General features: G+C 71.3%; 16 protein-coding genes. 14 read left to right on the top strand and 2 right to left on the bottom strand.

Going from position 1 to position 19,843, the window contains the following annotated elements; translation table 11 throughout:
- Nucleotides 1-44 precede the first annotated feature (44 nt).
- Both G408_RS0106400 and G408_RS0106395 read right to left on the bottom strand, forming a co-directional pair.
- On the bottom strand, nt 45-2,906 hold the full coding sequence (locus tag G408_RS0106400; protein ID WP_028770432.1) for a TonB-dependent receptor plug domain-containing protein: 2,862 nt from the start codon (nt 2,904-2,906) through the stop codon (nt 45-47).
- 153 nt (nt 2,907-3,059) lie between these two features.
- Nucleotides 3,060-3,995 carry a carbohydrate kinase family protein gene (locus tag G408_RS0106395; RefSeq protein WP_028770431.1) on the bottom strand — a complete coding sequence of 312 codons (936 nt, stop codon included), beginning with the start codon at nt 3,993-3,995 and terminating at the stop codon, nt 3,060-3,062.
- 249 nt (nt 3,996-4,244) lie between these two features.
- Between G408_RS0106395 and G408_RS0106390 the strand changes: the two genes are divergently transcribed.
- From G408_RS0106390 to G408_RS0106325, 14 genes are all read left to right on the top strand, one after another.
- Complete coding sequence (locus G408_RS0106390) at nt 4,245-5,291, top strand: rod shape-determining protein (protein ID WP_028770430.1); 1,047 nt, start codon at nt 4,245-4,247, stop codon at nt 5,289-5,291.
- A 28-nt stretch (nt 5,292-5,319) separates the two neighbouring features.
- A complete protein-coding gene (mreC, locus tag G408_RS13465) occupies nt 5,320-6,240 on the top strand; it encodes a rod shape-determining protein MreC (RefSeq protein ID WP_051282685.1) in 921 nt (306 codons plus the stop codon).
- On the top strand, nt 6,237-6,731 hold the full coding sequence (mreD, locus tag G408_RS0106380; protein ID WP_028770429.1) for a rod shape-determining protein MreD: 495 nt from the start codon (nt 6,237-6,239) through the stop codon (nt 6,729-6,731). Before mreC ends, mreD begins: the two co-directional genes overlap by 4 nt.
- Complete coding sequence (gene mrdA / locus G408_RS13460) at nt 6,728-8,626, top strand: penicillin-binding protein 2 (RefSeq protein ID WP_051282684.1); 1,899 nt, start codon at nt 6,728-6,730, stop codon at nt 8,624-8,626. Before mreD ends, mrdA begins: the two co-directional genes overlap by 4 nt.
- Nucleotides 8,623-9,729 (top strand): rod shape-determining protein RodA, encoded by a 1,107-nt coding sequence (gene rodA / locus G408_RS0106370; RefSeq protein ID WP_028770428.1) that lies wholly within the window; start codon nt 8,623-8,625, stop codon nt 9,727-9,729. Before mrdA ends, rodA begins: the two co-directional genes overlap by 4 nt.
- A gap of 495 nt (nt 9,730-10,224) precedes the next feature.
- The gene (gene mltB, locus G408_RS13455; protein ID WP_051282683.1) at nt 10,225-11,274 is read left to right on the top strand and encodes a lytic murein transglycosylase B; all 1,050 of its coding nucleotides are present in this window, start codon (nt 10,225-10,227) and stop codon (nt 11,272-11,274) included.
- Nucleotides 11,274-12,362 carry a septal ring lytic transglycosylase RlpA family protein gene (locus G408_RS15675; RefSeq protein WP_028770427.1) on the top strand — a complete coding sequence of 363 codons (1,089 nt, stop codon included), beginning with the start codon at nt 11,274-11,276 and terminating at the stop codon, nt 12,360-12,362. The genes mltB and G408_RS15675 overlap by 1 nt, the downstream gene beginning before the upstream one ends.
- A 106-nt stretch (nt 12,363-12,468) precedes the next feature.
- Nucleotides 12,469-13,719, top strand: a complete 1,251-nt coding sequence (locus G408_RS0106355) for a serine hydrolase (RefSeq protein ID WP_037412587.1) — start codon at nt 12,469-12,471, stop codon at nt 13,717-13,719.
- A gap of 13 nt (nt 13,720-13,732) precedes the next feature.
- Nucleotides 13,733-14,011 carry a DUF493 family protein gene (locus G408_RS0106350; protein ID WP_028770425.1) on the top strand — a complete coding sequence of 93 codons (279 nt, stop codon included), beginning with the start codon at nt 13,733-13,735 and terminating at the stop codon, nt 14,009-14,011.
- Entirely contained in the window at nt 13,960-14,658 is a 699-nt protein-coding gene (lipB, locus tag G408_RS0106345) for a lipoyl(octanoyl) transferase LipB (protein ID WP_028770424.1), read from the top strand. Before G408_RS0106350 ends, lipB begins: the two co-directional genes overlap by 52 nt.
- Nucleotides 14,659-14,676: 18 nt before the next feature.
- Nucleotides 14,677-15,687: a lipoyl synthase gene (lipA, locus tag G408_RS0106340; RefSeq protein ID WP_028770423.1), complete on the top strand. Its 1,011-nt coding sequence runs from the start codon at nt 14,677-14,679 to the stop codon at nt 15,685-15,687.
- A 25-nt stretch (nt 15,688-15,712) separates the two neighbouring features.
- A complete protein-coding gene (locus G408_RS0106335; protein WP_084628099.1) occupies nt 15,713-17,905 on the top strand; it encodes a carboxy terminal-processing peptidase in 2,193 nt (730 codons plus the stop codon).
- An 11-nt stretch (nt 17,906-17,916) separates the two neighbouring features.
- Nucleotides 17,917-18,918 carry a tRNA dihydrouridine(20/20a) synthase DusA gene (dusA, locus tag G408_RS0106330; RefSeq protein WP_051282682.1) on the top strand — a complete coding sequence of 334 codons (1,002 nt, stop codon included), beginning with the start codon at nt 17,917-17,919 and terminating at the stop codon, nt 18,916-18,918.
- Nucleotides 18,915-19,826, top strand: a complete 912-nt coding sequence (locus G408_RS0106325) for an arginine deiminase-related protein (protein WP_028770420.1) — start codon at nt 18,915-18,917, stop codon at nt 19,824-19,826. The genes dusA and G408_RS0106325 overlap by 4 nt, the downstream gene beginning before the upstream one ends.
- The last annotated feature ends 17 nt before the right edge of the window (nt 19,827-19,843 follow it).

Genomic DNA, 19,843 nt, shown 5'->3' with positions numbered 1-19,843 from the left:
CGCGCAGGTCGCCCCGCGCGGCTTCGGTGGGCATGGCCCCTGCGTCAGAAGCTGACGGTGGCGCTCGCCCAGTAGAAGCGGCCCACGGTGTCGTGGGTACGTTCGTCGATGTTGCCGTTGAGCGAGTTGTTCTGGTACAGGATCGCCGGCTGCTTGTCGAAGGCATTGTCGATACCGAGCATGAAGCGGGTGTTCCAGTCATCGACGCGGTAACCCACCTGGAAGTTGTGGTAGGTGTTGGCGCCGCGGAAGAACACGCAGCCCGCGTTGCCGACGACCGAGCGCCCGGCATTGTCGGCGCAGGGGCCGTCCTCGCGCAGGCTGCCGACCTTGAAGCCATGGACGTAGCGCTGGGTCCACTGCGCCTCCCAGTTGCCGATCGTCCAGTTCAGGGTGCCGAGTGCGCGCCAGCGGCTGTAGTTGCCGAGGCCGCCCTTCGAGGCGGGCAGGAAGGTGCCGGCGTTGAACTGCTGGTCCACCACCACGCCGTTGACGATCACCTTGACGTCGTACTGCGCCACATAGGTGGTGTCGAGGCTGTAGCGGAAGCTACCCCAGTCGGTGTCGAGCGCGTACTTGAAGCCGAGGTCGAAGCCGCGCGTGACCGTGGTGCCGGCATTCTGCTGGCGGTCCTGCACCAGGAACACGTCGCCGGTGGCCGGATTGCGGGTGAACAGGCTGCAGAAGGCCGCGTTGCCGGCGAAGCAGGCATCGAGGATCGGCTGGGTGCCGTAGGTCTGGATGGTGTCCTTCAGGCTCACGCGCCAGACGTCGAGGGTGGCGGAGAAGCCATCGAGCCATTCCGGTGAGTACACCGCGCCCCAGGTCACCACGTCGCCGGTCTCCGGCTTCAGGTTCTCGTTGCCGCCGAGCAGGGCGTTGGTCTGGCCCAGGCCCTGCTGGAAGGTGCCGGGCCCGCTGAGGCCGACGCAGGACAGCGGGCGGCCATTGCAGGGGTCGGAGTACACCGGGTTGGTGATGCGGATGCCGCCGTAGAGATCGGAGATGGTCGGCGCGCGGAACACCTCGGCATAGGTCCCGCGCAGCATCAGGTCGTCGATGACCCGCCACTCGAGACCGAGCTTGCTGTTGGTGGTGCTGCCGAAGCTGTCGTAGTCGGACCAGCGGGTGCCGAGGGTGGCGTTCAGGCGGCTGGCCAGCGGCAGCAGGAACTCGGCATAGAGTTCCTTCACCGTGGAGGCCCCCGAGGTGGGATTGGCGCAGCTCTCGGAGCTGATGCCGCAGCCGAAGGTGCTGCCGTCGCCCTGGATGAACTTGATCGCCGCCGGGCGGAAGGCGAAACGCTCCTTGCGGTATTCGGCACCGATGGCGGCGCCGACCGTGCCGGCCGGCAGCTCGAACAGATCACCGCTGAAATTCAGGCTCAGGCTGCGTTCGGTATTGGTGGTGGTGTCGTTCACCGGCACGCGCAGGGCTTCCAGCGCGGCGATCTGGGCCTGGCCTTCCGGGGTGGCCGGATCGGGCTGGTTGAAGAAGTTGATCGGCGTGCAGTTGGCGATCACGTTGCCGGGCGTGCCGCAGCGCGGCACGTTCTGGGCGTCGCGGAAGGACGGGCCAAGGGCGTTGGCGAGGCGGGCATAATCGATGTAGCCCACGTCCTCGTTGGTCTGCACCAGACGGCCGTAGCCCAGGGTGGCGTCCCAGCGCCAGGAGGTGTTGCCGATGGCCCCCTCGAGGCCGGCGTACATCTGCTTGAAATCGGTCTCGTACTCGTAGCTGCGGTCGCCGAGGCCGAGGATGCGGTAGCGGCCGTTCACGTCGGCGCCGAAGGGGTTGTAGATGCTCTGGCCCGACAGCGGGATGCCGTCGAAGTCGGAGAAGAAGGGCAGCGGGGCGATGATGCCGGCGGAGCGGGTGTTCTGGCCGAGGAAGGTGGCGAAGGCCGTCACCGTCTCGGTCAGGTCCAGCTTGCCGCTGAAGGCGAGGCCGGCGCGCTCCTGCGGCGTCATCACCACGTTGCCGGCGGCCTGGTAGTTGTAGGAATCGGTCTCGCCGCCGACGTAGCAGCGGAAGTCCGAGGGGCTGGTGCCCGAGGTGCCCTCGCGGCGGGTGACGTTGGCGAAGCCGTTGCCGTCGACGCAGGCACCGAGGCCGTTGGCAATGGCGACCGCGGCCGGCAGGGTGTAGCGGCCGCGCGGCGTGGAGCTGGAGCCCGCACGCGAGACCACGCCGGTCGAGAGGTAGAGGGCGAAGGCCGAGAAGTCGCGGTCGGCCGAGGAGATCTTCTCCTGCTTGTTGTAGTTCACCGAGAGGATCGCCGAGCCACGGTCGCCCGACCAGCCGAGCGTCGAGGAGGCGCCGGTGCGCTCGCCGTCGTCGCGCGAGGAGATGCCGTAGTTCACGGTGGCGGTGGCGCCCTCGAAGCCACGCTTGATGATGAAGTTCACCACGCCGCCGATGGCGTCGGAGCCATAGATCGCCGAGGCGCCGTCCTTCAGTACCTCGACGCGCTCGATCATCTCGACCGGGATCGAGTTGATGTCGTCATAGGTGACGCGGCGGCCGTCGAGCAGCAGCAGGGTGCGCTGTTCGCCGAGGCCGCGCAGCGAGACGGTGGAGGCGCCGTCGCCGCCGCCGTTGTTCACCGCCGGGTTGGTGGCGGCGCCGGCGATCGAGGGCGTGGACTGGATGAGGTTGCCGAGCGTGACGGCGCCGCTGCGCTCGATGGTGGCGCGGTCGAGCACCAGCACGGGGCTCGCGGTTTCGGCATCGACGCGGCGGATGCGGGTGCCCGTGACCTGGACGGCATCGAGGGTCTTGGCTTCGGTGCCCTCGGCGGGCGTGCTGCCCTGGGCGAGGGCCTGGCCGGCAAGGGCGGTGCTGCCGGCGAGGCCGAGCGCGAGGGCGCGGCGCACGCTGGCGGCGAGCGAGGTGGGAGCGGTCATGCAGGGGTCCTTCGGAAGTGGCGGGACGGGAAGGCGTCGTGGAGGGAACGTCAAAACACGGTCACGCCCAGATGAAGGCGCGATGACCGTCTTTGACATTTAATGGGTTCTTCACGCCCTGTCCAGTGCCTTCCGGGCGGGCGCGCCCGCCGTTCAGAGCGCGTAGCCGAACTGCTGGCGGAACTGCTCGGCGAACTCGGGATAGTCGAAGCGCTGGTTCTGAGGCCCTAGGTGCTCGATCTTCAGCGCCCCCATCAGGCTGGCGATGCGCCCGGTGGTGGCCAGATCGAGGCCGTTCATGAAGCCGAAGATCAGGCCGGCGCGGTAAGCGTCGCCGCAGCCGGTGGGGTCGACCACCCGCATGGCAGTGGCCGAGGGGATGTGGATCATGCCGTCCGGGGTGTGCACCTCGGAGCCCTTGGGGCCGCGGGTGATGAAGTAGGCCTTGACCTTCTTCGCGATCTCCTGCGCCGACCAGCCGGTGCGCTCCTGCAGCAGGCTCGACTCGTAGTCGTTCACCGTGACGTAGGTGGCCTGGTCGATCATCCGCCGCAGTTCCTCGCCGTTGTAGAGCGGCATGGCCTGGCCGGGATCGAAGATGAAGGGGATGCCGCACTCGGCGAACTCGGCGCAGTTCTGCAGCATGGCCTCGTAGCCGTCCGGCCCGACGATGCCGAAGCTCACCCCGGGCACGTCGCGGACGTGGTTCTCGTAGCTGCGCATCATCGCCCCCGGGTGGAAGGCGGTGATCTGGTTGTCGTCGAGGTCGGTGGTGATGAAGGCCTGGGCGGTGTAGAGGTCGGGGATCTCCTTCACGTAGGTGAGGGGGATGCCCTGTTCCTCGAAATGCGCCCGGTAGGGGCCGAAATCCTGGCCCACGGTGGCCATGGGCAGGGGCTTGCCGCCGAGCAGGTTCAGGTTGTAGGCGATGTTGCCGGCGCAGCCGCCGAACTCGCGGCGCATCCGCGGCACGAGGAAGGACACGTTCAGGATGTGCACCTTGTCCGGCAGGATGTGGTTCTTGAACTGGTCGGGGAACACCATGATGGTGTCGTAGGCCAGCGAACCGCAGATCAGGGCAGCACTCATTGCCGGGGATTCCTCGGGATGGGTCGGCCCGGGCTTGGCCGGGCGGGGCAGGGCAGGGGCCCCGGGCGGGCCCGGGGCGGCCGGCAAGGATACCGGGGGGGGCGGGGGCATGCATCCCGCCGGGCCCGGGGAAGGGGGGGAATTCCCCTGGCAGGACCGCCGCTTAACGGGCTTTTTCCTTGTGGGCCAGGGTGGCCGGTTGCTACCCTGCGGGGCTTGTTTCCCGCCCATTTCACGGCCCTTTCCCCGATGTTCAAGAAGCTCCGCGGTCTTTTCTCCAACGACCTGTCGATCGACCTCGGCACGGCCAACACCCTGATCTACGTCCGCGGACAGGGCATCGTCCTCAACGAACCCTCGGTGGTGGCGGTGCGCCAGGACCGCGGGGTGGGCTCCACCAAGTCGGTGGCGGCGGTGGGCGCGGAGGCCAAGCGCATGCTCGGCCGCACGCCGGGGAACATCACCACCATCCGGCCGATGAAGGACGGCGTGATCGCCGACTTCACCTACACCGAGGAGATGCTCAAGCACTTCATCCGCAAGGTGCACACCAGCCGCCTGCTGCGCCCCAGCCCGCGGGTGCTGATCTGCGTGCCCTGCGGCTCCACCCAGGTGGAGCGCCGCGCCATCAAGGAATCGGCACTGGAGGCCGGGGCGCGCGACGTGTACCTGATCGAGGAGCCGATGGCAGCCGCGATCGGCGCCGGCATCCCGGTGGGCGAGGCTTCGGGTTCGATGGTGATCGATATCGGCGGCGGCACCACCGAGGTGGCGGTGATCTCGCTCAACGGCATCGTCTACTCGCAGTCGGTGCGCATCGGCGGCGACCGCTTCGACGAGGGCATCATCAACTACGTGCGCCGCAACCACGGCACCCTGATCGGCGAGGCCACCGCCGAGCGGATCAAGATGGAGATCGGCTGTGCCTACCCGCAGAAGGAGCAGCGCTCGATGGAGGTCTCGGGCCGCAACCTGGCCGAGGGGGTGCCGCGCAACATCACCATCACCTCCTCCGAGATCCTCGAGGCCCTGCACGAGCCGCTCTCGGGCATCGTCACCGCGGTGAAGCAGGCCCTGGAGCAGACTCCGCCGGAACTCTGCGCCGACGTGGCCGAGCGCGGCATCGTGCTCACCGGCGGCGGCGCGCTGCTGAAGGATCTCGACAAGCTGCTCTCCGAGGAAACCGGCCTCTCGGTACACGTGGCCGACGACCCGCTCACCTGCGTGGCCCGCGGTGGTGGCCGGGCGCTCGAGCTGGTCGACATGAACGGCAACGAATTCTTCTCGGCGGAGTGAACCGCGCCAGCGGAAGCCCCGTTCCTGCGTGATCCAGTCCGGTTCGCCCCCGCCGAAACTCGCCGACGCGGCCGCGGGCACCCTGCCGCTGCTGGCCTCCATCGCGCTCTCGGCGGTGCTGATGGTGGTCGACCACCGCGGCGAGCTGTCGCCGCGGGTGCGTGCTGCCCTTTCGCTGGCGGTGGAGCCGGTCTGGCGGCTGGCCGCCCTTCCGGGAAGTCTCTGGCGCTGGGCCGACACCACCCTGGCGCGGCAGCAGGCCCTGGCCGAGGAGACGCGGCTGCTGCGCCGCGAGCTGCAGCTGCGCGATGCCCAGCTGGCGCGGCTGGAGGCGGTCTCGCGCGAGAACCAGCGCCTGCGCGACCTGCTCGGGGCCAAGGGCGACTTCCAGCTGGCGGTGCAGATGGCCGGCATCCTCGATGTCGACCTCGACCCGTGGCGGCAGCGCATCCGCCTCGACCGCGGCCGGGCCGAGGGCGTGGAGGAAGGCCAGGCGGTGATCGATGCCGGCGGCATGCTCGGGCAGGTGGTGGAGGTCTCCGAGCACGGCGCCACCGCCCTGCTGCTCACCGATGCCAGCCACTCGGTGCCGGTGCAGGTGGTGCGCACCGGGCTGCGCCTGGTGGCGGTGGGCACCGGCCGCAGCGACACGCTGCGGGTGCCGAACATCCCGCAGTCGGCGGATGTCCGGGTGGGCGACCTGCTGGTCACCTCGGGCATCGGCGGGCGCTTCCCGGCCGGGTTCGCCGTGGGCACGGTGCGCGCGGTGGGGCCCGATGACACCCGTCTCTTCCTCGTCGCCGAGGCCACGCCGGCGGCCCGCCTCGACCGCGGGCAGGAAGTGCTGCTGGTGATGCGCGGCGAGATCGATCCCACCGTCGGGCCGCCGGTCCCCGAGGCGCCGGCCACGCCGCCGCCGCCGGCCGCCACCGCGGAGCCATCGCGATGAACCGCGCGCCTCCGCTCTGGCTGCGCCTTGGCAGCCTGGCCCTCGGCCTCGTCTTCCTGGTGCTGGCCCTGCCCTGGCCGCTCGACCTGCTGCGCCCGCACCTGCTCGCCCTCGCCCTGGTCTACTGGAGCCTGGAAGCCCCGGGGCGTGGCGCCATGGCGCTCGCCTGGGGTGCCGGCCTGCTGGCCGACGTGCTGGGCGGCACCCTGCTCGGCGAGCAGGCCCTGCGCATGGCCGTGCTGGTGTTCCTGGTGCAGCGCTTCCGCGCCCAGCTGCGCTTCTTCCCGCTCTGGCAGCAGTCGGCCGCGGTGGGCCTGCTGCTGCTCAACGATCTCGCCCTGATGGCCCTGGTGCGCCTGGTCGCCGGGGCAGGGCTGCCTTCGCCCTTGCTGCTGCTCTCGCCGCTGGTGGCGATGCTCACCTGGCCCTGGTGGTTCCTGCTGCTCGATGCGCTCAGGCTGCGCCACCGCGAGCGGACCCTGCCGCGATGAGGCGTTTCGGCCGCCGTCCGGTGCGCGCGCCGGCCGCCGAGGCCGAGCAGTTCCGCAGGCGGGCACTGTGGGCGGCATTCGGCGTGCTGCTCGCCCTGCTGGCCCTGGCGGCCGGTTATGCCCACCTGCAGATCGTGCAGTACGAGAGCTTCGCCACCCGTTCGGAAAAGAACCGTATCCGGCTGGAGCCGATCGTGCCGGCGCGCGGGCTGGTCTATGACCGCAACGGCGTGCTGCTGGCCGACAACGCCCCGGCCTACCGCCTCGACGTGGTGCCGGAGCGGGTGTCCGACATGGCGGCCCTGCTCGAGGCCCTGCGCCAGCGCGTGGCGCTCTCCGAGGAGGAGATCCGGCGCTTCGAGCAGGCGCGCAAGGGCAGCCGCCGCTTCAAGCCGGTCACCCTGAAATACCGGCTCTCCGAGGAAGAGATCGCCCGCCTCGCGGTGGACCGCCACCGCTTTCCGGGTGTCGAGGTGGTGCCCTATCTCACCCGCCGCTATCCCTTCGGCGAGCTTGCCGCCCACATCGTCGGCTATGTGGGACGGATCGATGCCGACGACCTCGCCGCCATGGAGCAGCGCGGCGAGGGCCGCTTCGCCGCCCTGCCGCACATCGGCAAGACCGGGATCGAGCGTTACTACGAGGCCCGGCTGCGCGGCGACGTGGGCTACCAGGAAGTGGAGACCAATGCCGAGAACCGGCCGCTGCGGGTACTGCGCCGGCACGATGCCAAGCCGGGCCAGGATCTCCATCTCGGCATCGACATCCGCCTGCAGCAGGCCATGGTGGAGGCCTTCCAGGGGCAGCACGGGGCCGCGGTGGCGATCGATCCGGGCAGTGGCGAGATCCTCGCCATGGTCAGCCTGCCGAGCTACGACCCCAACCTGTTCGTGGGCGGCATCTCCTTCGCCGATTACAGGCGGCTCAACGAGGACGTGGCCCGGCCGCTGTTCAACCGCAATGTGCTGGGCGGCTTCCCGCCCGGCTCCACCCTCAAGCCCTTCATGGCGCTGGCCGGGCTGGAGCATGGCCTGATCACTCCGCAGAGCACGGTGTTCTCCAGCGGCGCCTACCGCCTGCCGGGGCAGGACCGCGAATACCGCGACTGGCGGCCCGGTGGCCACGGTACGGTGAACCTGCGCGAGTCGCTGGCGCAGTCGGTGAACACCTACTACTTCGACCTTGCGGTGAAGCTCGGCATCGACCGCATCAGCGAGGATTTCGCGCGCATGGGCTTTGGCCGGCCCACCGGCATCGATCTTGCTGGCGAGGCGGCGGGCATCCTGCCTTCGCGGGCCTGGAAGCAGGCGCGCTTCAAGCAGCCCTGGTTCCCCGGCGAGACGGTGATCGCCGGCATCGGCCAGGGCTACTGGGTGGTCACGCCGCTGCAGCTCGCCCAGGCCACGGCGATGCTGGCCGATGGCGGGCGGCTGCGGCGCCCGCACCTGCTGCGCGCCTCGCAGGCCGGCTTCGGCGCGCCCCGGCTGCCGGAACCGCAGCCGCCGCCGGTGCCGGTGGCAACCCAGGCGCGGCACGTCGAGGCGGTGAAGGACGGGCTCGTGGCCACCATGCACGGCCCCACCGGCACCGCCGCGCGGGCCGCTGCCGGGGCCCCTTACCGCATGGCCGGCAAGACCGGCACCGCGCAGCGGGTGAGCCGCCAGGGCACCGAGCGCCTCGATCCCAACAAGCTGCCCTACCACCTGCGCCACCAGGCCCTGTTCATCGGCTATGCCCCGGCCGAGCAGCCGACCATCGCGCTCGCCCTGGTCGTCGAGCACGGTGGCTCGGGCTCGGCCGCCGCCGCCCCGGTGGCGCGGCGCATCTTCGATGCCTGGATGCGGCTTTCAGGGGCGCTGGAGCCCTCCCCGGCGGTGCCGGAGGCCGGACCATGAACCTGCTCTTCCACTGGCTCCGGGCCTTCGCCTGGCGCTGGCTCGACAAGATCGACCTGCCGCTGCTGCTCGGCCTCCTCGGCATCATGGCCATCGCCCTCGTGGTGCAGGCCAGCGCCTGGGGCGATCCTGCGGCGGCGCTCAAGCACGGCGTCCGCTTCGCCCTCGGCCTCGTGGCCCTGGTGCTGCTCTCGCGGGTCTCGCCGGCCAGCCTGCGCGAATGGACGCCGCTCGCCTATCTCGCCAGCCTTGGCCTGCTCGGCCTCGTCTTCCTCTTCGGCACCGGGCGCAGCGCCAATCTCTGGCTCGACCTGAAGCTGTTCCACCTGCAGCCGGGCGAGCTGCTCAAGCTGAGCGTGCCGATGATGGTGGCCTGGTTCCTGCACCAGGCCGTGCTGCCGCCGCGCTGGGGCAGCCTCGCGGTGTGCGCGGCCATCATCGGCCTGCCTTTCGCCCTCACCGTGCTGCAGCCCGACCTCGGCACTGGCGTGCTGGTGGCGGCCTCCGGGGCCTTCGCCGTGTTCCTCGCCGGCATCGCCTGGTGGCGCATCGGCCTGTTCGCCGGCCTCGGGCTCGCCGCCCTGCCGATCGCCTGGCAGTTCCTGATGCCCTACCAGCGCGACCGCATCCTGGTCTTCCTCGACCCGGAGACCGACCCTTTGGGCGCGGGCTGGAACATCATCCAGTCGAAGATCGCCATCGGCTCCGGTGGCCTTGCCGGCAAGGGCTGGGGGCAGGGCACCCAGTCGCAGCTCAATTTCCTGCCCGAGCACACCACCGACTTCGCCTTCTCGGTCTTTGCCGAGGAGTTCGGCTGGCTTGGCGTGGCAGTGCTCTTCTCGCTCTACCTCTTCGTGGTGCTGCGTTCGCTCTGGCTGGCGACCCAGGCCCGCGACACCTATGCCCGCCTGCTGGCCGGGGCCCTGGCCCTGGCCTTCTCGGTCTACGTGGTGGTGAACGCGGGCATGGTGGCCGGCTTCCTGCCGGTGGTGGGCGTGCCCATGCCGCTGCTGAGCTATGGCGGCACTTCGGCGGTGAGCCTGCTGGCCGGGTTCGGCATCGTGATGGCGGCGGGCAGCTACCGGCGTAGCTGGGGCGGGTAGTCGGCGCGGGTTTCCATTGGCGGCGCCTGCCGCGTGCGGCGTCGGTTGTCACAGGCGAGCCTGCCTGCCTGCTGCGAGCAGACCCTCTCTGGAGCGCCGGCCTCGTGCGGACGGCGGTCGCGGGCGCCTCAGATTCCGCGTCCGGCTCCATATTCGGCGACGCAGGCCATCCTAGGCATCTCCCCACTGACCGCCATCCGCACGGGCGCGGCGCTGAGGGTTCCTCGCGGCGGGGTCAGGAAACGCATGGCTTCGCCGCAGCCATGCCGGAGCGCCGCGCCCGCGGGGAGTGCGCCCCCGTGAGCGAGGCAGGATGCCGAGCGTCCGCGAATACGGCGCTGGACGCAGAGTTTGAGCGGCACGGGGGCGCAGTCACCGCGAAGGCAGGCGCTCCGGGGAGAATCGCTGCGCCCCCGCGCTGACGGCCTTTCCGCGCCCGCGTGCTACATTCCGGCCGTGCGCGGCCGCCCCGCGCGAGGTCCAGATCCGATCCCGATGCGCTTCGCTCCGCTGCTTTCCGCCCTGCTCGCGGCCCTTGCCCTTCCGGCCGCCGCCAAGGCCCCCGATCCCGCCGTCGAGGCGGCCTTCATCGCCGAGGCCGGCGCCAAGTACGGGCTCTCCGAGGTCGAGATCCGCGAATGGCTGGGGAAGGCGAGCTACCGGCAGGGGATCGTCGACCTGATGTCGCGCCCGGCCGAACGGGTGAAGCCCTGGCGCGAGTACCGGCCGATCTTCCTCACCGAGGCGCGCATCGCCGGCGGCCGCCGTTTCCTCGCCGAGCATCGGGAGGCGCTGCAGCGGGTGGAGGACGCCACCGGCGTACCCAAGCAGTACATCGTCGCCATCCTTGGCGTCGAGACCTCGTACGGCCGCATCACCGGCAGCCACCGCGTGCTGGATGCGCTCTATACCCTGGGCTTCCACTATCCCTCGCTCGGCGACCCGGAGCGTGAGGCACGCCGTGCCGCCTTCTTCCGCGACGAGCTCGCGCAGTCGCTGCTGCTGGCGCGCGAGGAGGGTATCGACATCCCCTCGCGTACCGGCAGCTACGCCGGTGCCATGGGCTGGGGGCAGTTCATGCCCTCGAGCTACCGCGCTTACGCGAAGGACGGCGACGGCGACGGCCGGCGCGACCTGTTCAACTCCCTGCCCGATGTCTTCGCCTCGGTGGCCAACTACTTCGTGGCCCATGGCTGGGAGCCCGGGGCCCCGGTGGTGGCGCGCGCCCTGGTGGCCGCCGATGCCGGCTTCGCCCCGCCCGACCTCGAGCCGCGCTATTCGCTGGCGGAGCTCGGCAACCTCGGCATCCGGCCGCTGGAGGCCCTGGGCGAAGACCGCCCGGCCACGGTGGTGAGCCTCGAGGGCGAGCAGGGCCAGGAGACCTGGCTTGGCTTCCGCAATTTCTACGTGATCACCCGCTACAACCGCTCGCCGATGTACGCGCTGGCGGTGCACCAGCTGGCCGAGGCGATCGCCGCCGGCGAGGCGGCGCCCGCGGCCACGGCGGGGGCGATGCCGGCCGGGGTGCCGGCGGGCGGCCGCTGATGCGGCTCGCAACGGCGCTGCTCGCCCTCCTGCTGCTGGCCGGCTGCGCCTCGGCGCCCGGGGGCAAGACGCCGCGTCCCGACCCGTATGCCGGCGAGCCGGGCAGCCGGGCCCGGGCCCTGCGTGAGGCCGGCCCGACCCGGATCGACCCCCTGCCGGCCCCGCCCAGCTGCGTGCCGCCGCGCGAGCACGACGAATCGCTCTACACCCCGGGCGGGCTCTATGCCCCGGGCGTGCCCGACAGTGCGCCGCCGGTGCCGGTCGATGTCTCCCACCTGCCCGAGCCGGTGCCGCGCCGCGAGCCGCGCGCGGCCTACGGCAACCGCGAGACCTACACCGTGCTCGGCCGCACCTACCGGGTGATGGCTTCGGCGGAGGGCTATGTCGAGCGCGGCATCGCCAGCTGGTATGGCTACAAGTTCCACGGCCGCCATACCTCCAGCCGCGAGCGCTACGACATGTGCGCCTTCACCGCGGCGCACAAGACCCTGCCGCTGCCGAGCTATGTGCGCGTCACCAACCTCGAGAACGGCCGCAGCGTGGTGGTGCGGGTGAACGACCGCGGCCCTTTCCACGAAGGGCGGATCATCGATCTTAGCTACGCGGCGGCGGCCCGGCTCGACATGAAGCGCAATGGCACCGCGCGGGTGGAGGTGCGGGCCCTGATGGGGCCGGACGACAGCCTGGTTGCCGAGCGGCCGCCGGCACCGCCTGCGCCTGCCCCGCCGGCACCGCTCCCGCCGCCCGCCCAGCGCACGCCCCCGGCCTCGGCCTCGGTCTCGGTCTCGGCCTCGGCGCCGCCCCCGCCCGCGGCGGTCCCGCCGCCCGGCCGGCCGGCGTCTCCGGTGGCGGGGCCGCAGGTGGTGCAGGTGGGCAGCTTCGGCGACCGGCTGAATGCCGAGCGGCTCGTCGGGCGGCTCGCCGAGGCCGGCCTGCCCGGGGCCCAGCTCGACCACGCCATCGTCGGCGAACGCAGCCTGTGGCGGGTGCGCTTCCCGCCCCAGCCGCTGGAGGCGGCGCAGGCCCTGGCCGAGCGCATCGCTGCCCTCGGTCTTGGCACGCCCGGCCTGCTGCCGGCGCCGCGTTGAGGCCGGCGCCCGGGCCTGAACCCGCCGTTAAGCCGGGCCGCCCTAAGCTTTCCCTTCACGTTTCCGCCCTCATTCCTCGGCCCCGCTCCGGAGTCCTGACCGCCCCATGCCCCGCCTCGCCCCGATCGTGCTGCCCGCGCTCCTCGCCGCCCTTCTCACCGCGCCGCTCTCGGCGCAGGCCCCTGCGCCGCAGCCCGTGCCGCAGCCGGTTCCCCGGCCGGCCGCGCCGGCGCCGGCGACCGCGCCCGCGGCCATTCCACCGGCACCGGCCTCGCAGGGCGCGGCCTGGATCCTGATGGATGCCACCAGCGGGCAGATCCTCGCCGGACACGAGATCGACACTCCGCGCGCCCCGGCCTCGCTCACCAAGGTCATGACCTCCTACGTGGTGGCCGCCGAACTGGCGGCCGGGCGCATCAAGCGCGACGACATGGTGCTGATCTCCGAGCGCGCCTGGCGCGAGGGCGGGGCGGGCACGGCCGGCAGCTACTCCGGCTTCGACGTCAACACCCGCGCGCCCTTCGAGAAGGTGATGACGGGCATGGTGGTGCAGAGCGGCAACGACGCCTCGATCGCGCTGGCCGAGCACGTGGCCGGCTCCCAGGAGGCCTTCGCCGACCTGATGAACCGCTACGCGAAGCAGCTCGGCATGACGAACAGCCATTTCGTCAACGCCCATGGCCTCGATGCCGAAGGCCAGGTGATCACTGCCCGCGACATGGCGATCCTCGCCCGCGCCCTGATCCGCGACTTCCCCGAGGCCTATGCCCTGCACTCCATCAAGGAGTTCACCTGGAACGGCATCACCCAGCACAACCGCAATGGGCTGCTGTGGAAGGATCCGAGCGTGGACGGCATCAAGACCGGCCATACCAGTCGCGCCGGCTACAACCTCGCGGCCTCGGCCAAGCGCGGCGACATGCGCCTGATCTCGGTGGTGCTGGGCGTGGAGACCAGCAACCGCGCCGATGCCTTCCGCATCCGCGAGGGCGACAACCTCGCGCTGCTGAACTGGGGCTTCCGCTTCTACGAGACCCATGCCCTGTTCGATCCCGCCACGCCGCTCGCCACCCAGCCGCTGTACAAGGGCGAGACCGACAGCGTGGCCCTCGGCGTGGCCGCGCCGCTGCTCGTCACCCTGCCGCGCGGCCGCTACGGCGATCTCAAGCCGGTGATCGACGTGCCAAAGCAGATCATCGCCCCGATCAGCGAGGGGCAGACGATCGGTACCGTGCGCGTGCAGCTCGACGGCCAGACCGTGGCCGAGGCGCCGCTCGTCGCCCGGCAGGCGGTGGCCGAGGCTGGCTTCTTCGGCCGCCTCTACGACGAATTCCGTCTCTGGTGGAACGCCGAGTAAGCGGAGTCCGCACGTGTCGATCAAGTCCGACAATCCCGAGCACGGCCTGCAGTTCCCCGGCACCTTCGAGATCTGCGCCATGGGAGCGGCGGGCGCCGGGCTCGAGACCCGGGTGCCGGCGGCGCTCGAGGCCGCCGGCCTCGTGGTGCACCGCGACCGCCATCGCAGCCGCCCGTCCGCCAGGGGCAACTGGGTGTCGATCACCTATGCCTTCGATGCCGGAAGCCGCGCCGAGTACGAATTGGCCCATGCGGCGCTGCGCGCCCTGCCCGAGGTGAAGTGGACGCTCTGAGGCCCTGCGCGGTGCGCTGGCTCGGGCGCCGGCCCTATGTGCCGGTGTGGCGGGCCATGCAGGCCTTCACCGATGGCCGTGGCCCGGAGACCGGCGACGAGCTCTGGCTGGTCGAGCACGAGCCGGTCTTCACCCTCGGTCAGGCCGGCAGGCCAGAACACGTGCTGGCCCCCGGCGACATCCCGGTGCTGCCGGTGGACCGCGGCGGGCAGGTGACCTACCACGGCCCGGGCCAGCTGGTGGCCTACCCCCTGCTCGACCTGCGCCGCCTCGGCATCGGCGTGAAGGCCCTGGTGGAGCGGATCGAGCAGGCGGTGATCGATACCTGCGCCGCCGCCGGCATCGCCACCGTGCGCCGCGAGGGCGCGCCCGGGGTCTACACCGCCGACGGCGCCAAGATCGCCGCCCTCGGCCTGCGGGTCCGCCGGGGCTGCAGCTTCCATGGCCTGGCCTTCAACGTGGACATGGACCTCGAGCCCTTCCAGCGCATCAATCCCTGCGGCTATGCCGGCCAGCCGGTCACCATGCTGGCCGCGCACGGCGGCCCGGCCGGGCTGCGCACCGTGGCCGAACTGCTCGTCCCCCGCCTTTCCTCACATCTCGGGCTGCGCCCGGCATGGCAGGATGGCGCCATCCCCGGCCTCTGACGCCGGCCCCCGACTGCCATGACCAGCCCCAGCAAGACCATTCCCCTCACCGTGCTCGCGCCCGACCTGCCCGAGGCCGGCAGAAAACAGCTCGGCGGCGACAAGATCGGCCGGAGCCCGGTGCAGTTCGGCGAGGCGCCGAAGCTGCGCAAGCCCTCGTGGATCCGCGTGCGCATCCCTTCCGGGAATGCCGTGCAGCAGCTGAAATCGAAGCTCCGCGAGAACGCGCTCGTCACCGTCTGCGAGGAGGCGAGCTGCCCGAACATCCACGAGTGCTTCAGCCACGGCACCGCCACCTTCATGATCCTCGGCGAGGTCTGCACCCGGCGCTGCAGCTTCTGCGACGTGGCCCACGGCCGGCCCAGGCCGCCCGACCCCTCGGAGCCGCTGAAGCTGGCCCGCACCATCGCCGACATGGGTCTCAAGTACGTGGTCATCACCTCGGTGGACCGCGACGACCTGCGCGACGGCGGCGCCCAGCACTTCGTCGACTGCATCCGCGAGGCGCGCGCGCTCTCGCCGGACCTCAGGATCGAGATCCTGACCCCGGATTTCCGCGGCAAGGGCCGGATGGACCGGGCCCTGGAGATCCTCGCCACCGCCCCGCCGGATGTGTTCAACCACAATCTCGAGACGGTAAAGCCGCTCTATCCCAATGTGCGGCCGGGCGCCGATTACGACTGGTCGCTCAAGCTGTTGCGGCGCTTCAAGGCCCAGCACCCCGAGGTACCCACCAAGAGCGGCATCATGCTGGGCCTGGGCGAGACCATGGAACAGGTGCAGGAGTGCCTGCGCCACCTGCGCGCCCATGACGTTGACATGGTCACCATCGGCCAGTACCTGCAGCCCACGCCGCACCACCATCCGGTGATGAAGTACTGGACGCCGGACGAGTTCCGGGAACTCGAGGCCTTCGGCTACGGTCTTGGCTTCAGCCACGTGGCCGCAGGGCCGATGGTGCGCTCGTCCTACCACGCCGACCGTTCGGCGGCCGAGGCGGGCCTCCTCGCCCGGGCCGGAGCCCGTTGAGGTCCTGAAGAAGAATCCCGCCGCCATGCCAAAGCCGCTGCCCCTTCTCCTCGCCGCCCTGCTGCCGCTGGCGCTCGCCGGTACCAGTGCCGTGCCCGCCGCCGCGCCGGCGGCTGCCCCGGCCGCTCCCCGCAGCGCCGCCGCGCCGGCCGCCGCCTTCGCCCCCACGGCCGACCAGATCGGTGCCGCCCGCATGGTGCATGGCGTGCTCTCCGACAGCCGCTACGTCTACGCCCCGCGGCCCCTGGACGCCAAGCTCGGCGCCGTGGTGTTCCGCCGCTACCTCGAGAGCCTGGACCGGCAGAAGCTGTTCTTCCTGCAGGAGGACATCGACCGCTTCAAGGCGGTAGCCCCGCGTTTCGACGAGGCGGTGCGCGGCAATGCCATGCAGCCGGCCTTCGACATCTATGCCCTGTACATGCAGCGCGTGGCCGAGCGGGTGGCCTTCGCCCGCGAGCGGCTGAAGGGCGAGTTCGACTTCGATACCGACGAGGTCTGGCACTACAAGCGCGAGGACGCCCCCTGGGCGCGCTCCAGCATCGAGCTCGACGCGCTCTGGGCGAAGTACGTGAAGAACGACTGGCTGCGGCTGAAGCTGGCCGGCCGTTCGCCCGAAGAGATCCGTCGCACCCTCGACCGCCGCTACGCCCAGCTCGGCACCCGGGTGGCCAAGCTCAAGCCCGAGGATGCCTTCGAGACCTTCCTCAACGCCTACACCACCTCGCTCGACCCGCACACCAGCTACATGGGGCCGCGCAGCGCCGAGAACTTCAACATGTCGATGCGGCTCTCGCTGGAGGGCATCGGCGCGGTGCTGCAGACGCAGGACGACTACGTGGTGGTGCGCACCCTCGTGCCCGGCGGCCCGGCGGCGAAGTCGGGGCGCATCAGCGTCGGCGACCGGATCGTCGCCGTGGGCCAGGGCGATGGCCCGATGGTGGACGTGATGGGCTGGCGCATCGACGACGTGGTGCAGCTGGTGCGTGGCCCCAAGGGCACCCGGGTGCGGCTCGACATCATCCCTGCCGCCCATGGCCTCGACGGCGAGCACGTGCTGGTGGAGCTGGTGCGCGAGCGGGTGAAGCTCGAGGAGCAGGCGGCACGCCGCCAGCTCATCGAGGCCGATGGCCGCCGCATCGGCGTGATCCGCCTGCCCACCTTCTACGCCGATTTCGAGGCCAAGCGCCGCGGCGATCCCGACGCCCGCTCCGCCACCACCGACGTTGCCCGCCTGCTTGCCGAACTGAAGGCGGAGAAGGTCGACGGCGTGGTGGTCGACCTGCGCGGCAACGGCGGTGGCTCGCTCACCGAGGCGGTGGAACTCACCGGCCTGTTCATCGATACCGGCCCGGTGGTGCAGGTGCGCGAGGCCGGCGGCCGGGTGAGCGTGGAGGCCGACGACCGTCCGGGCGTGGCCTGGGATGGCCCGCTCGCCGTGCTGGTGGACCGCAGCTCGGCCTCGGCCTCCGAGATCTTCGCCGCCGCCATCCAGGACTACGGACGCGGCCTCGTGCTCGGCGAGACCACCTTCGGCAAGGGCACGGTGCAGAACCTGATCGACCTCGACCGCTTCCAGAACAGCCGCCAGCCGCGCTTCGGCCAGCTGAAGCTCACCGTGGCGCAGTTCTTCCGCATCAGCGGCGGGACTACCCAGTTCAACGGCGTGGTGCCCGACATCGCCTTCCCGGTCACCCTGGACGCCGACGAGTTCGGCGAGAGCACCTACGAGAACGCCCTGCCGGCCACCCGGATCGCCCCGGCCGAGCACCGCAGCTACGGCAACTTCGCCCCCCTGCTGCTGCCGCTCGCGCAGCGCCATGAGGCGCGCATCGCCAAGGACGTCGAGATCCAGTGGTGGAAGGAAGACGTGGCGCAGTTCCGCGCCGAGCGCGAGCGCGGCACCATCTCGCTCAACGAGGCCGAGCGCCGCGCCGAGCGCGAGCGCGCCGAGGCCAGGCGCCTGCACCGGGAAGCCGAGCGCAAGCGGCTTGGCCTCAATGGTCTGCCGCCCACCCGCGCCGACGACGGCCTGCAGGCCGACGAGCGTGACGTGGCGCAGCAGGTGGAGGAGGAGAAGGCGGCGGAGAACCTGATCGACCCGCTGCTGCGCGAGAGCGCCTTCGTGCTTTCGGATGCGATCCACCTGCTGTCCCGGGATGCCCGGCTCACCGCCCTGGTGCTGCCGCAGGGCGGCAAGCCCACCCGCTGGGCCGACTGATTCCCAGCGCGATGGCGCCGTCCGACCTGCATCCGCCGCTCGGCGGCTCGCGCCTGTCGGTGGCGCCGATGATGGACTGGACCGACCGCCACTGCCGGGCCTTCCACCGCGTGCTGGCGCCGAAGGCCCTGCTCTACACCGAGATGGTGCATGCGCAGGCGGTGATCCATGGCGACCGCGAGCGCCTGCTCGGCTTCGATCCCGCCGAGCATCCGGTCGCCCTGCAGCTCGGCGGCAGCGATCCTGCCCTGCTTGCCGAAGCCAGCCGCATCGGCGCCGGATGGGGCTATGACGAGATCAATCTCAATGTCGGCTGCCCCTCCGACCGCGTGCAGGCCGGACGCTTCGGTGCCTGCCTGATGCGCGAGCCGACCCTGGTGGCCGAGTGCATCGCCGCCATGCAGGCCGCCGTCTCCGTGCCGGTCACGGTGAAATGCCGTCTCGGCGTGGACGAGCAGGAGGACTACGAGGTCTTCCTCGCCTTCGTCGACACCGTGGCCGCCACCGGCTGCCGGCGCTTCATCGTGCATGCCCGCAAGGCCTGGCTGCAGGGGCTCTCGCCGAAGGAGAACCGCGAGATCCCGCCCCTGCGCTACGACTGGGTGTACCGCCTCAAGCGCGAGCGCCCCGATCTCGTGGTGAGCCTCAACGGCGGCCTGCGCGAGACCGACGACCTGCGCGCCCAGCTCGCCCGGGTCGACGGGGTGATGATCGGCCGCGCCGCCTACCACGAGCCCTACCGCCTGCACGAGTACGCCGTGGCCTTCGACGGCGAGCCCCGACGACCGCGCGCCGCCCTGCTGCGGGCCTGGTTCCCCTACGTCGAGCGCCAGCTCGCCGCCGGCGTGGCGCTGAAGCATCTCAGCCGGCATGTGCTCGGTCTGTTCCATGCCCGCCCAGGCGGCCGCGCCTTCCGCCAGATCCTGAGCGAGGGGGCGGCGAAGCCCGGCGCCGGCATTGCCCTGCTGGAGCGGGCACTGGCCGCCACCGAGGCAAGCCCGGAGGCGGCGTGATCACCCGCGACCCCGAGGCCTTCTTCGCCTTCGCCGCCACCCGCCCGCCCGAACCGGCGCGGGCGCTGCCCAAGGCGGTGTTCCTGGTGGCCCCGGAGGGCCTGCGGCTGGCCGAGGAATCGGCGCAGGACAACCGCTACATGGCGCTGGGGCAGGGCATCGACGCAGAGCGGGCCTTGGCCGAGCACCGGGCGCTCGCCCGCGCCCTGTCGGCGCATGTCCCGGTGATCACCTTCCCCGGCGACCCCGCCACCCCCGATGCGGTGTTCCCGAACAATGTGTTCGCCACCGCGCCTGGCCGCCTCGTGGTGGGGCATATGCGCCATGCGGTGCGCCGCCGCGAAGCCGGGCGCGCCGACATCCGCGCCTTCTTCGCCCGCGCCGCCGGCTATGCCTGCCTCGATCTTTCCCGCCAGCCCGGCATCTGCGAGCTCACCGGCTCGCTGGTGATCGACCGCGCCCGCAACGTGGGCTACTGCGGCCTGTCCGAGCGCTGCGACGAGGCCGGGGCCGCCGCCATGCACGACGCCTTCGGCCTCGATGCCACCCTGGTGTTCGAGCTCGCCGCGGGCGAGTACCACACCAATGTGCTGCTGCAGGTCTATGCCGGCCGCCTCGCCGTGGCCTGCCCCGATGGCTTCGCCGACCCGGCGCTGGCCCGGGCCATCCTCCGGTTCTATGCCCCGCACGCCCTCGCGCTCGGCACCGAGGCGCGCCTGGCCTATGCTGGCAATGGCATCGCCGTATCCGCCGATGCCGCCTTCCTCAGCGCCCGGGCCGAGGCGGCGCTTGGCCCTGCCGAGCGCGAGGCCTTCGCCCGTGCCGGCTTCACCCTGCATGCCGTGCCGCTGCCGGAGATCGAGAAGGCCGGCGGCTCGCTGCGCTGCTGCGTGGGGGAGTGGTTCTAGCCGGTTCGTCTGCCACC

This window comes from Silanimonas lenta DSM 16282, assembly GCF_000429065.1.
In the GTDB taxonomy this organism is placed as follows: domain Bacteria; phylum Pseudomonadota; class Gammaproteobacteria; order Xanthomonadales; family Xanthomonadaceae; genus Silanimonas; species Silanimonas lenta.
The sequence above is the reverse complement of the archived record's forward strand: the minus strand, read 5'-3'. Positions and strand labels throughout refer to the sequence as shown.